Source organism: Shinella sp. CPCC 101442, from assembly GCF_024704725.1.
Lineage (GTDB): Bacteria > Pseudomonadota > Alphaproteobacteria > Rhizobiales > Rhizobiaceae > Shinella.
In genome coordinates this window covers 713,611-726,977 of sequence record NZ_JALIQS010000002.1, presented here as the reverse complement: position 1 = coordinate 726,977, position 13,367 = coordinate 713,611, and the positions used below count along the sequence as shown (strand labels likewise).

Genomic DNA, 13,367 nt, shown 5'->3' with positions numbered 1-13,367 from the left:
GGTGAGCCGAGAGCAAATCCGGACGTGTGTCAGCGGTTTTCGCCCGGAATTGCGCCAAGAGATTTCGATTCCCATTCCTTCCCACAGGAGAGACCATGTCCCTTTCCGAAATGAGCCTGATGAAGCGCCTCTTCTCCGGCGTCGCCGTTGCGGCCCTTGCCGTGACGCTGGCCGCCTGCAGCGACGAGAAGAAGGAGACCGCAAAGGCTCCCGAGACCAGCCAGACGACGACCGAAAGCGCAAGCTCGACCCCGGCCACCTCCACGGGCACGACGACCGAGACCGCCACGACGCCGACGACGACCACCACGGAATCGAGCACGGCGACCGGTACGGCTGCGACCACCACCACGACGACCGAAACCGCCCAGACGCCTGCCGTTGAGGCCAAGGCCGCCGAAGTGCCCACGTCTGAAGGCGATGTCGACATGGCGGAGGTGCTGAAGCCCGGCGCGCTGCCGGACATGGTGCTCGGCGAGGCGAATGCGCCGGTCACGATCGTCGAATATATGTCGACGACCTGCCCGCATTGCGCGGCGTTCCACAACAACACCTTCGATGCGATCAAGGCGAAATATGTCGATAGCGGCAAGGCTCGCTTCATCGTCCGCGAATTCCCCTTCGACCCGCGTGCTGCCGCCGCCTTCATGCTGGCGCGCTGCAACCCGCAGGACCCGACGAAGCTCACCGAAGCCGCGCAGTATTACCCGATGATTTCCATGCTGATGAAGCAGCAGGAAACCTGGGCCGCCGCACAGGATGGCCGTGAAGCGCTGTTGCAGATGTCCAAACTTGCCGGTTTTACACAGGAGAGCTTCCAGGCCTGCTTGACGAACCAGAAGCTTCTGGATGATGTGAACGCGGTACGCGAGCGCGGTGCCAAGGACTTCGGCGTCGCGGCGACCCCGACCTTCCTGATCAACGGCAAGCGCTATTCGGGAGACATGTCGGTTGACTCCATGTCGGCCCTCATCGACAGCCTTCTCTGATCTTTCGACCAGCTGTGAAGCGGGCGACGGCGGGAGCCGTGCGCCCGCTTTTTGCGTTGCGGGGCAGGTGAACGCATGAAGTTCACCAAGCTGCGGCTGCTCGGCTTCAAGTCCTTCGTAGAGCCCTCGGAATTCGTCATCGAACGGGGCCTGACCGGCGTCGTCGGGCCGAATGGCTGCGGCAAGTCGAACCTCGTCGAGGCGTTGCGCTGGGTGATGGGGGAGAATTCGTACAAGAACATGCGCGCGTCCGGCATGGACGACGTGATCTTCTCCGGCTCCGGCAATCGCCCCGCGAGAAACACCGCCGAAGTCGGCCTCTATCTCGACAATGCCGATCGCACCGCGCCGGCCGCCTTCAACGATCAGGACGAGATCCAGGTCACGCGCCGCATCGAGCGCGAGAACGGTTCGGTGTACCGCATCAACGGCAAGGAGGCGCGCGCCAAGGACGTGCAGCTGCTGTTCGCAGACGCTTCGACCGGCGCGCGCTCGCCCTCCATGGTGGGGCAGGGCCGCATCGGCGAACTTATCCAGGCCAAGCCGCAGGCGCGCCGCCAGCTGCTCGAAGAGGCGGCCGGCATTTCCGGCCTGCATTCCCGCCGTCACGAGGCGGAGTTGCGCCTGCGCGCGGCCGAAACCAATCTCGAGCGGCTCGAGGACGTCACCTCGCAGCTCGAAAGCCAGATCGAGAGCCTGAAGCGCCAGTCGCGCCAGGCGAACCGCTTCAAGATGCTCTCTGCCGACATCCGCCGCCACGAGGCGATGCTGCTGCATATCCGCTGGGTACAGGCCAAGGAGGCCGAAGGCGAGGCGGAAAGCCAGCTCAATCAGGCGACGTCGATCGTCGCGGAGCGCGCGAATGCGCAGATGCAGGCCGCCAAGGACCAGGCCGTCGCCAGCCTGAAACTGCCGGAACTGCGCGAGAACGAGGCGAAGCTCGCCGCCGTGCTGCAGCGTTTGCAGATCGCCCGCGCGCAGCTCGAAGAGGATTCCGCCCGTCTGCTGCGCCGCCGCGACGAACTGGCCCGCCGTCTCGCGCAGCTTGCCGAGGATATCGTTCGCGAGGAGCGCATGGTGGCCGACAACGCCGCGGTGCTGGATCGATTGACGGCGGAGGAGGAGGAGATCGGCGAAATTCTCGCCGAGGCTGACGAGCGCGCCGAAACCGCCCGCGAAACGATGGACGAGGCCGCAGCGAAGCTTTCCGAAAGCGAAGCGGCACTTGCCACCGTCACGGCCGAACGCGCGGAAGCCTCGGCCGCTCGCAACCAGCTCGAAAAGGCGATCCGCGACCTCTCGGAGCGCTATCTTCGTCTCGGTCAGCAGCTTGATGCACAGGCGCGCGAACTGGACGAGATGGATGCGCGCATCAACGCGCTGCCCGATCCGGAAGAGCGCCGCGCCAATGTTCAGTCGGCCGAAGAGGCTTTGGAAGCGGCTGGCGAGATGCTCGTCGCCGTCGAGGAGGCGCTGGAGGAGGCGCGCTTCGCCGAATCAGCCCTGCGCGGCCCTGTCGATACCGCGCGCGCGCGCCTTGCCGGCATCGAGACGGAAGCGCGCACCATCCGTCGCATGCTCGAGGCCGGTGCCGCCGGCGGCTCGTTTGCGCCTGTCGTCGAGGATGTCGATGTCGACCGTGGTTATGAGACCGCACTTGGCGCGGCGCTTGGCGATGATCTCGATTCCTCTGAAGACAGCGATGCCCCCGTGCATTGGCGGCTTTCCGGCGACGGCTCCGGCGACCCGACCCCCCCGAGTGGCGTGCCCGCCCTGATCAGCCATGTTCGTGCGCCAAAAGTTCTGCACCGCCGTCTCGCCCAGATCGGCATCGCCGGTAGTGTCGATGAGGCGCTGATCCTGCTGCCACAGCTGAAGCCCGGTCAGCGGCTCGTCACGCGCGACGGCGCGGTCTTCCGTTGGGATGGCCACGTCACCGGCGCCGATGCGCCGAGTGCCGCGGCGCTTCGGCTCGAACAGAAAAATCGCCTCGCCGAACTCGAAACCGGACTGGAAGACGCCCGTGCAGGGCTCGCCGACGCCGAAGCCGATCTTGCCCGGGCCGGCGAGACGATCCGCGCGCAAACACAGCGCCAGCAGGCCGCCCGCGAAACGCAGCGAACCGCCGCCCGCACGCTTGCTGAAGCCCGCGAGGCGCTGGAAGCCGCCGAACGCGCCGCCGGCGACCTCATTCGCCGCCGCGCCGTATTGTCGGAAACGCGCGCGCAGGTCGAGGCCCAGGTCGAGGAAGCGTCGCAATCCCTCGAAGACGCCCGTGGTGCGTTGGAAGATGCCCCCGATCTCGCCGATCTGGATTTGCGCCTGCGCACCCATACGATGGATGTCGCGACGGATCGCGCGACGCTCGCCGAAGCGCGCGCCGCCCATGACGGCCTTGCCCGCGAAATGGCCGACCGCCGCCGCCGGCTGATGGCGATTTCCGCCGAGCGCGAGACCTGGAAGACCCGCGCCGCCAGTGCCGAAAACCATATTGCGACGCTGCGCGAGCGCGAGGCGGAAGCTCGTGAGGAGATGGAAGAGCTCGCGGAAGCGCCCGACGAGATCGAGGAAAAGCGCCGCGAGCTGCTGACCGGTCTCACCAATGCCGAAGCCGCCCGTCGCGAAGCCGCCGACGCGCTTCAGGACGCGGAAAACCGCCAGCGCGAGGCCGACCGCAGCGCTGCCACCGCTCTTTCGCAGCTCGCCGAATCCCGTGAGATCAGGGGCCGCGCGGAAGAGCGCCTCGTCTCCGCCCGCGAACGCCGTGTCGAGGGCGAGACGCGCATCCGCGAAGCGCTGTCCTGCGCGCCGCACGAGGCGTTGCGTCTCACCGGCCACCCTGTCGATGCCCCGCTGCCCGATCCGCGTGAGCGTGAACGCGAACTCGACCGCCTGAAGATCGAGCGCGAGCGTCTGGGCGCGGTAAACCTGCGCGCCGAGGAGGAGCAGAAGGAACTGACCGACAAGCTCGATGCCCTCGTCGCCGAGCGTGAGGATATCATCGAGGCGATCCGCAAGCTGCGTTCGGCCATCCAGAGCCTCAACCGCGAAGGCCGCGAACGGTTGCTCGCGGCCTTCGACGTGGTCAACGTGCAGTTCCAGCGCCTCTTCACCCACCTCTTCGGCGGCGGCACGGCGGAGCTTCAGCTGATCGAGAGCGACGACCCGCTGGACGCCGGCCTCGAAATCCTCGCCCGGCCGCCCGGCAAGAAGCCGCAGACGATGACGCTGCTGTCCGGCGGCGAGCAGGCGCTGACGGCCATGGCGCTCATCTTCGCCGTCTTCCTCACCAATCCGGCGCCGATCTGCGTGCTGGACGAGGTGGATGCGCCGCTCGACGACCACAATGTCGAGCGCTACTGCAACCTGATGGACGAGATGGCGGCCTCCACCGAGACCCGCTTCATCATCATCACCCACAATCCCATCACCATGGCGCGCATGAACCGTCTCTTCGGCGTCACCATGGCCGAGCAAGGTGTGTCGCAGCTCGTCTCCGTCGACCTGCAGACGGCCGAGCAATTGCGCGAAGCCTCCTGACGGGAACAAAACCCGCTCTGACGCATTGACCGGCGCCTGCGCGTTTTCGCGGGCGAGACATGCAATCGGGGATCAATCAGTGAGCAGAGACGCACTTTACATGGTCATCGGCGCCCTCATCGTCGTGGTGGTCGGATTTTCCTACTATGCCTACCAGCAGGAGAAGAAGCCTGACGGTGTCGAGATCAGGGTGGATGAACAGGGGCTTTCCATCGAAGGAAACTGAGGTCGCGACGAACCTTGATCAGGCCGTTGCCCCGCAAGGGGCGCGGCCCTATATTTTTCTTTGATAATGTTGCGTCGCCGTCGCAATTTTGACGCAGTGCAGCAAAATTCCTATCGTGCCGCGTTTTCAAAGGGATGCAGTTCCTGTAGATTGAGAAAACGCATTTGGGGAGGCGTCGATGGAAAAGTGGGTCTATACCTTTGGGGACGGCCGTGCGGAGGGTAGCGCGAGCGACCGCAACCTGCTCGGCGGCAAGGGCGCGAACCTTGCGGAAATGTGCAATCTCGGCCTGCCGGTGCCGCCCGGCCTCACCATCGTTACCGCCGCCTGCAACCATTATTACGACAGCGACCGCACCCTGCCGGCGACGCTGAAGGATCAGGTCCGCGACGCGCTTCGCCAAATGGAGGCGGTCACCGGCCGCACCTTCGGCGATACGACGAAGCCGCTCCTGCTTTCCGTACGGTCCGGCGCACGCGCCTCCATGCCGGGCATGATGGACACGGTGCTGAACCTCGGTCTCAACGACCGCACGGTCGAAGCGCTCGGCCATGACGCGGGTGATGCGCGCTTCGCCTGGGACAGCTACCGCCGCTTCATCCAGATGTATGGCGATGTCGTCATGGGTCTCGACCACGAGGCCTTCGAGGAAATCCTCGAGGATGAGAAGGGCAGGCTCGGCCACGAGCAGGATACCGAACTCTCCGCCGTCGAATGGCAGCATGTCGTCGCGCGCTACAAGGAGATCATCCGCGAGGAACTGGGCGAGGCGTTTCCGCAGGATCCGGAAGTCCAGCTCTGGGGCGCGATCGGCGCGGTGTTTGCGAGCTGGATGAATGCGCGCGCCGTCACCTATCGCATGCTGCACAACATTCCGGCGATCTGGGGCACCGCCGTCAACGTCCAGGCCATGGTCTTCGGCAATCTCGGCAATTCCTCGGCGACCGGCGTCGCCTTCACACGCAATCCCTCGACCGGCGAGAACAAGCTCTACGGCGAGTTCCTCGTCAATGCGCAGGGCGAGGACGTCGTCGCCGGCATCCGTACGCCGCAGAACATCACCGAGGAGGCGCGCATTGCGTCCGGTTCCGACCGTCCCTCCCTGGAAAAGCTGATGCCGGAGGCCTTCGCGGAGTTCCGTGGCATCTGCGACCGGCTGGAGCGGCATTACCGCGACATGCAGGACCTCGAATTCACCATCGAGCGCGGCAAACTCTGGATGTTGCAGACCCGCTCCGGCAAACGCACCGCCAAGGCCGCGCTGCGGATCGCCGTCGATATGGCGACGGAAGGACTGATCAGCGAGGGCGAGGCTGTCGCGCGCATCGATCCTGCCTCGCTCGACCAGCTCCTGCATCCGACCATCGATCCGCGCGCGCGGCGCGACGTCATCGGCTCGGGCCTGCCGGCCTCGCCGGGTGCGGCGACCGGCGCCATCGTCTTCACTTCGGAAGATGCGGTGCAGGCTGAGGAGGAGGGCCGCAAGGTCATCCTCGTGCGTGTCGAGACGAGCCCGGAAGACATCCACGGCATGCATGCCGCCGAAGGCATTTTGACCACGCGCGGCGGCATGACCAGCCATGCGGCGGTCGTGGCGCGCGGCATGGGAACGCCTTGCGTTTCTGGCGCCGGGACGCTGCGCGTCGATCTGCGCAACGAGCTGCTGGTCGCGCACGGCGTCACGCTGAAGAAGGGCGACGTCATCACCATCGACGGTTCCTCCGGCCAGGTGCTGAAGGGCGAGATTCCCATGCTCCAGCCGGAACTGTCGGGCGATTTCGGCCGCATCATGGAATGGGCCGACCGTACGCGCCGCATGAAGGTGCGCACCAATGCCGAGACCCCGGCGGATGCTCGTGCCGCGCGCTCCTTCGGTGCCGAAGGCATCGGCCTGTGCCGCACCGAGCACATGTTCTTCGAGGGCAACCGCATCAACGTGATGCGCGAAATGATCCTCGCCGAGGACGAGGCCGGCCGCCGCGCCTCGCTGGCAAAGCTCTTGCCCATGCAGCGCTCGGACTTCGTCGAACTCTTCGAGATCATGCACGGCCTGCCCGTGACGATCCGCCTTCTCGATCCGCCGCTGCACGAGTTCCTGCCGAAGAGCGACGAGGAGATCGCCGAAGTGGCGAACGCCCTTTCCATTGACGAGGCCGTGCTGCGCCGCCGGGTGGATACGCTGCACGAATTCAACCCGATGCTCGGCCATCGCGGCTGCCGTCTCGCGATCTCCTATCCCGAGATCGCCGAAATGCAGGCCCGCGCCATCTTCGAGGCGGCCGCGGAAGCCGCGAAGACCACAGGCGCCGCCGTCGAGCCGGAGATCATGGTGCCGCTCGTCGGTCTCAAGGCGGAGCTGGATTATGTGAAGGCGCGCATCGACGGCGTCGCCAAGGCGGTCATCGCCGAAAGCGGCGTGGCGATCGACTACCTCGTCGGCACGATGATCGAGCTGCCGCGTGCGGCCCTTCGCGCACATGTCATTGCCGAATCGGCCGAATTCTTCTCCTTCGGCACCAACGACCTGACGCAGACGACCTTCGGCATTTCACGCGATGACGCTTCGGCGTTCCTGTCGACCTATATCCAGAAGGGTATCGTCGAGCAGGACCCGTTCGTGCAGCTCGATTTCGATGGCGTTGGCGAACTCATCCGCATCGCCGCCGAGCGCGGCCGGCGCACCCGCAACGATCTCAAGCTCGGCATCTGCGGCGAGCATGGCGGCGACCCGGCCTCGATCCACTTCTGCGAAGAGGTGGGGCTGGACTACGTGTCGTGCTCGCCCTTCCGCGTGCCGATCGCCCGGCTCGCGGCGGCGCAGGCCGCCTTCAACGGCAAGGCCTGATATGTCAGGGGATCAGTGTCGGCGGGGACGCGCGTAGATCACCACCGGCTGGTTCCACATGAACGGCTCCATGCGCGTGGCGCGGAAAGCGGCCCGGCGGTCGAGATCGATACGCTGGAGGCATTCGGCGAAGGCATCGGTGTTCGGGCGGAAGCCATAGGCGCGGCACTTGCCTTCGTCGTTGGCGCGCACCTCCGCGGCCGTCTGGCAGCCGGCGAGGAAAAGCGCGGTCGCGGCAAGGGCGGCCAGGCGAATCAGCATCTTCGACATGGGGGAGCTCCGAAAAACTGTTATGCGACAGAACTAACTCAAGTCGCTCGACAGTGTACAGCGCATTTGCGTTCACCACTGACGTGATCGCCCATTCTGGATTGCGCCGTCCGGAGGAGGGGCCTCATATGCGTTGCAGCACATCGACGAAGGCGTCGGCGAAGCGCTTCAGGTCCTGGGTTTTCTCATCCGGATTCTCCACGCGGATGCCCGATCCCTCGGTGTTAAGCAGCGCGAAGACCACGCTCAAGGTGCCCTCGTCGCCCTTCGGCACGCGCAGCGCGGCAATGCGCAGGCAATCTTCCGCGAGGCCGGAAGCCGGCAGATCGAAGAGATAGTCCCCGCCAAGCTGGCTTGCGGCGGTGCGCACGGCCTCGGCAAAGCCGGCCTCGTTTCCCGAGAAACCGTCGAGCGACAATTCGAGTTCGAGAAGCTCCAGAGGAAGGGCGGGCTCGCCAGTCGTGATGGCGACAGGTGTGTCGGCGGCAGTCTGCGTCGGCAACATCGTCTTGCTCCTCAAGCTGTTCCGGCGACGTGCGATGCTGTCCAACGTTCGCACGCGCGGCAAAGATCCATTACCCCCGTTCATGAAAACTCGTTAACGAGCGTGGCAAATTTACGGCACGCAAGGTCTTTCATGTCGTCGAACCGGAAAGCCGCCGATATTGCCGGGCACGACGCCGATGGAAAAAGCCGCCTTCCTGCTTTAGGAAAGGGGAGCGGCAGCGACGTCGCAGAGATATCGGATGAAGCCATGGCGATCACGATCCAGTACGAACGGCCCGTTTCCCATGCGGCGCACTGGGCGCGGCGGCTTGCGCTGTTTTCCTGCGTCCTATTCCTTGCCGCCGTGCTGTCGCATCGCTTCGGCCCGCTGACCACGCCGCATTTCTTGGTGCTTGCCGGTATTGCCGCGACCATGGCCGCCCTTGCCGTTCTGCTCGCGGCGATCGGCCTTGCCCGGCTCTGGCAGGCTGGCGCGCGGGGCGGCAAGGCGGCGCTGACGGCGCTGCTTTTCTCGCTGCTGCCGCTCGGCATTTCGGGTGCTGCGGCCTACGCCTATTTCTACCGGCCGCCGCTCTACGATGTGACGACGGATACGCTCGCTCCGCCGCCCTGGCTTGTCGAACCCGCTGCCCGGCAGGACTGGCTACCCCGCGTCAGCGTGGTGACGGCGCATGATCGCGAGGTACAGCTCGAAGCCTATCCGGCCCTTTCCGGCCGGCGTTACGAGGGCGCGCTCGACCGCGTCTACGAAGGTGCACGCAAGGTCGCCACCGCCTATGGCATCACCATTACCGGCGAAGCCGGCCTCGACAATATCCTGGCGGATCTCGAGGACCTCGTCGTCGATCCCAGCAAGGTGGCCAAAAGCCAGGAAGACCTTGGCGACGTGCCGATCCCCGAGACCCGTCCCGGAGCCATGCCGACCTTGCCGCATATCGGTGGTCCGGGCGACGTGCTGTTGCAGGGCGAATGGCGCTCGCCCATTTTCGGCTTTCGCTTCGATGTGGTCATTCGCCTGCGCGAAGAGGCCGAGACGACGCTGGTCGACATGCGGGCCGCCTCGCGCTACGGGCCGCACGACCTTGGCATCGGTGCCGGCCTGGTCGAGGGCTACCTGAAGGCGCTCGACGCCGAACTGCTCGGCATTGCCGGAGATTAAGCGCCCGGCGCCGGGAAATAGAGCCCGTTCAGCGAGGGCGGCCCTTCGGTCACCACCTCGCCGCGTGCCAATAGATCCTCCAGATGCGCCAGAACCGAGAGCGCCGCCGCGCCGTGCAGGCGCGGGTCGGTCTCGCGGTAGATGACCTTCACCATGTCTGCGATCAGCCGGTCGCCTGCGCGGATGCGTTCGCGTACCGCCCGTTCGCGCATGCGTCGGTGGGTCCGAAGCCCGCGCAGGAACGAGGCCGGCTCGAGGACCGGGCCGCCGTGGCCGGGAAAATAAATGCGGTCGTCGCGCTCAAGCAGTCGTTCCAGCGAGGCCATGTAGTCCGCCATGGCGCCATCCGGCGGTGCGACGATGGTCGTCGCCCAGGCCATGACATGGTCGGCCGAAAAGACAATGCCGTCCTCTCCGTCAAGCGCGAAAGCGGCGTGGTTGGCGGTGTGGCCGGGCGTCAGAAGCGCGGTCAGCGACCAGCCGTCGCCCGCCACGCGCTCGCCATGGCCAAGCGCGATATCGGGCGCGAAGTCCATGTCCGAGCTTTCGGCGAAAGGGTTGCTTTCGCCTTCGTGCAACGGCCGCGCCGCACGGTGCGGGCCTTCTGCGACGATGATGGCGCCCGTTTCCGCCTTCAGTCGGCGGGCGAGGGGAGAATGGTCGCGATGCGTGTGGCTGACGGCGATATGCGTCACTTCGCGCCCGGCAAGCGCGCGCATCAGCGCCGCGAAATGCGCCTCGTCCTCGGGGCCGGGGTCGATGACGGCCACCGACCTGTCGCCGACGATGTAGCTGTTGGTGCCGTGAAAGGTGAAGGGGCTCGGATTGTTGACCGTGATGCGCTGGACACGCGGCGCGACGGGCACCGCCTCGCCATAGGATGGCTTGAATTCGAGATCGAAGCGCGGAGCTTCGTTTTGCGGTGCACTGGACACGATCGTCACTTGTATTCGATTTCGATAAAGCTCATCGGCTTGTCGCCGCCATTGACGACATTGTGCGCCACGCCCGCCTCGCGCCGATAGACGGCGCCCGTCTTGCTGTGCACGCGCCGCTCGCCCGTCTCCTCCTCGATCAGGAAGTCGCAATCGGTCATCGGCACGACGACATAACCGAGCCCATGCACATGATGGCCGGTATCGGCGCCCGGCTCGAAATCCCAGCGCGTGACCCGCACGACGGCATCGTCGAGCAGAACGGTGGGCACGGCCGGCGGACGGGCGTGAAACTTGGACATCATGGCTCCTTGTGAGAACGGCGGGTCCGCCGGCCTGTCAAACAGGCCGCAGGCCACCCAAAGACGGTGATAGAGCGACCCTATCCGCCACCGTTCCGCCTGCCAAGCACCAAGCAGCCTTGCCCACCAAATCCGCGAGGCGGCGAGAATTTAGTTGCAGAAGGCAGAATAACCATTGTCCACCCCCGCGCCCTTTGCTAATCAGGCTCCCGCCATGTTGGGGCGTCGCCAAGCGGTAAGGCACCGGTTTTTGGTACCGGCATTCCCAGGTTCGAATCCTGGCGCCCCAGCCAAGTTTCTCTTTTCAAGCCATAATCACGGTTTCTCAGCACGTCCGAGTTAGCTGGGAATCGAATTCGAGGCACTGTCGTACCGGACTGTCTTACACGACTGTCGTACACAGCTGTCTCACGGGAAGGCGACCCAGGTCCTGCTCACCCTCTTAGGAAAGGGTTTAGCATGGCAACGATTCAACACGTCTACAAGCGCGGTTCGGTCTACTGGTGGCGACGGCGTTTACCACTTGGAACAGGTGTCCATGCTTGGGTGAGGCTCGAAATCAGCCTGCACACCAAGGAACTGGAACGGGCGCGGGTCGTCGCTCCGGAGGTGACGCTTGCAAGCCATCGTCTCCTGCCCAGCCTGAGACAAAAGATGATATCGCCGGAAGACGCAAAGAAAATCCTCATACATGCCGCCAAGCAGCACAGCTTCCATCTGGATGCGATGATGGCGGCCGGTTCCAGAACAGGCGTCGACGCAGCAAGTAAGCGGTTAACGGAAATTCAGAGCGGCTGGGCGTTGCGCCTGTTCGCCGCCCAAGGGATTAATGCAAGGGTTGGTCCCGACGAAGAGCGCCAAATGCGCGCTGCCGGACTTGATGACGAGATGATCCACGGCGTTCGTGAGACAATGGGGTTCCTCAGTTCCAATGGATTTGGCCAAATCGGTCGCCGGCAGTTGGAGGCTATCCTCAAGGACCACAACATCGCGCCGGTGGAAACGCACATCCTCCAAGCAGAGCAGCTTTGCTTGCGTGGTATGTCGGCAGCGTTGCTCAATACCGAACGGCGATGGTCCGGCGTCCGACCTGATGATATTGCCCTCCTGAATGCGGCGCTTGTCGGCGATGCCGCAGCGACGGCTGTATCGCACGTTGCTTCGTCTCAATCCATATCGCAGCGAACGTCGGTAGCGCCGTTTGGAAGTCGAACGGTACCGTCGTTTTCGCAACCTAACACACCTCTTGATAAGGTGCCTGCATCGGTTCGTACGATCGCGGTTGCCGCCCCTCCGGTTGAAACCGAGGATGAATTCGATCTCGACGATGAGGATGAAGCGGAACTGGAACTGCAGGATTCGGACAAGGGACTTGTCGAAATCGTCCAACTGGCAGCGGAGGAACGGGTCGCAACCAAAGAATGGCGACACAAGATGATTAAGCAACACGTGAGTATTGCCAAGTTGTTGGTTCGATTCGTCGGACACGACCAGCCGGCACGATTGAGGCAGCGAAACATCTCGGAATTCCGAAGCATGCTATTCAAGATGCCGAAAAATCACGGAAAGTCGCCGAACGACCATGTCATGCCCCTGAGCGAACTTCTGGCTCGTGCCACGACGTTGCCGCCCGAGGAGGTTGGCTTGTCGCCCGCGACGATAAATCGCTACATGACCCAAATGGGCAACATCGTGGACATCTGCAAACACGCCGGATTTCCATTCGGGAATTTCGAGGGCGTTTCCGGCCTGCGAACCAAAAGGAAGGGCGACGTCAGAAACGAGCGTGGACGTTTCTCAACCGAGGAACTGCAGACCATTTTCTCGCTGCCAGTGTGGGAGGGGTCGAGTAACTTCGACGAGCGCTTCGGCGGCGGAGACGAAATCTTCCATGACGCGGCCTATTGGGTTCCGTTGCTGGCGATCTACGTCGGAACTCGTCGTGAAGAGATGTGTGGCTTGCTCCTCGATGAGGTCGAGACCCATTTTGAGCTTCCGTGCATCCGCATTGAGGAAAACTCCGTCCGCAAGCTGAAAAACGCTCAATCGAAGCGGCGCGTGCCCATCCACCCAGAGCTGCTTCGCCTCGGGTTCCTTGAATACGTCGATGAGCTTCGCAATCGCGGTCACGTCCTGTTGTTCCCCGAACTGAAGGCTGCATCCCCTACGACGCCGATGGGGGACGTGTTTGATGACAGCTGGCAAAAAATACGATCGACAGCGCTGCCCAAGGCCAAGGATGATGGGAAGGTCCTGCATTCGCTGCGCCATTGGTGCAACAATGAAATGAAGCAGGCCGGCATTCGGGAGGAGTACCGAAAGGACATCCTGGGGCACACCAACGAGGGTGTGAATGAGGGACGTTACACCGATCCGGCGCGGCTGCGTGTCATGGCCGATGCACTGTCAACATTGCCTTTACCGACCGCGCATTTGAAAGCTCATCCGATCCGACCGATCGAGTCAGTCCTGACGCATTCTTCCCGACCGGCACGAACCAAGAAAACTGCGACGTGAGAGATTTGAATCAATCAAAAATTGAATTAGTAATCACGCAATTAAAATGCGAACTAAAAAATTTCGCCGCGTTGAAT

The 13,367-nt window shown here is 63.9% G+C and carries 10 protein-coding genes and 1 tRNA gene; 7 read left to right on the top strand and 4 right to left on the bottom strand.

Annotated elements, in window-relative coordinates; translation table 11 throughout:
* Positions 1-95 precede the first annotated feature (95 nt).
* The 4 genes from MUO32_RS08735 (at position 96) to ppdK (ending at position 7,600) form a co-directional block, all read left to right on the top strand.
* Positions 96-989, top strand: a complete 894-nt coding sequence (locus MUO32_RS08735) for a DsbA family protein (protein WP_257947819.1) — start codon at positions 96-98, stop codon at positions 987-989.
* A gap of 75 nt (positions 990-1,064) precedes the next feature.
* A complete protein-coding gene (locus MUO32_RS08730) occupies positions 1,065-4,529 on the top strand; it encodes a chromosome segregation SMC family protein (RefSeq protein WP_257947818.1) in 3,465 nt (1,154 codons plus the stop codon).
* 79 nt (positions 4,530-4,608) lie between these two features.
* The gene (locus tag MUO32_RS08725; protein ID WP_257947817.1) at positions 4,609-4,755 is read left to right on the top strand and encodes a hypothetical protein; all 147 of its coding nucleotides are present in this window, start codon (positions 4,609-4,611) and stop codon (positions 4,753-4,755) included.
* A 178-nt stretch (positions 4,756-4,933) separates the two neighbouring features.
* Complete coding sequence (gene ppdK / locus MUO32_RS08720; RefSeq protein ID WP_257947816.1) at positions 4,934-7,600, top strand: pyruvate, phosphate dikinase; 2,667 nt, start codon at positions 4,934-4,936, stop codon at positions 7,598-7,600.
* Positions 7,601-7,612: 12 nt separating this feature from the next.
* On the opposite strand, the gene MUO32_RS08715 is transcribed toward ppdK, so the two are convergent.
* Both MUO32_RS08715 and MUO32_RS08710 read right to left on the bottom strand, forming a co-directional pair.
* Positions 7,613-7,870 (bottom strand): hypothetical protein, encoded by a 258-nt coding sequence (locus MUO32_RS08715; RefSeq protein WP_257947815.1) that lies wholly within the window; start codon positions 7,868-7,870, stop codon positions 7,613-7,615.
* Between the two features lie 124 nt (positions 7,871-7,994).
* The gene (locus MUO32_RS08710; protein WP_257947814.1) at positions 7,995-8,375 is read right to left on the bottom strand and encodes a hypothetical protein; all 381 of its coding nucleotides are present in this window, start codon (positions 8,373-8,375) and stop codon (positions 7,995-7,997) included.
* A gap of 255 nt (positions 8,376-8,630) precedes the next feature.
* On the opposite strand from MUO32_RS08710, the gene MUO32_RS08705 reads away from it, so the two are divergent.
* Positions 8,631-9,536 carry a DUF1499 domain-containing protein gene (locus tag MUO32_RS08705; RefSeq protein ID WP_257948239.1) on the top strand — a complete coding sequence of 302 codons (906 nt, stop codon included), beginning with the start codon at positions 8,631-8,633 and terminating at the stop codon, positions 9,534-9,536.
* On the opposite strand, the gene MUO32_RS08700 is transcribed toward MUO32_RS08705, so the two are convergent.
* Together MUO32_RS08700 and MUO32_RS08695 are read right to left on the bottom strand one after the other, a co-directional pair.
* Complete coding sequence (locus MUO32_RS08700) at positions 9,533-10,471, bottom strand: MBL fold metallo-hydrolase (protein WP_257947813.1); 939 nt, start codon at positions 10,469-10,471, stop codon at positions 9,533-9,535. The genes MUO32_RS08705 and MUO32_RS08700 overlap by 4 nt on opposite strands.
* 5 nt (positions 10,472-10,476) lie before the next feature.
* Entirely contained in the window at positions 10,477-10,773 is a 297-nt protein-coding gene (locus MUO32_RS08695; protein ID WP_257947812.1) for a cupin, read from the bottom strand.
* A 218-nt stretch (positions 10,774-10,991) separates the two neighbouring features.
* On the opposite strand from MUO32_RS08695, the gene MUO32_RS08690 reads away from it, so the two are divergent.
* Positions 10,992-11,066, top strand: a tRNA-Gln gene (locus MUO32_RS08690).
* Positions 11,067-11,232: 166 nt separating this feature from the next.
* On the top strand, positions 11,233-13,290 hold the full coding sequence (locus MUO32_RS08685; RefSeq protein ID WP_257947811.1) for a site-specific integrase: 2,058 nt from the start codon (positions 11,233-11,235) through the stop codon (positions 13,288-13,290).
* Positions 13,291-13,367: the final 77 nt, after the last annotated feature.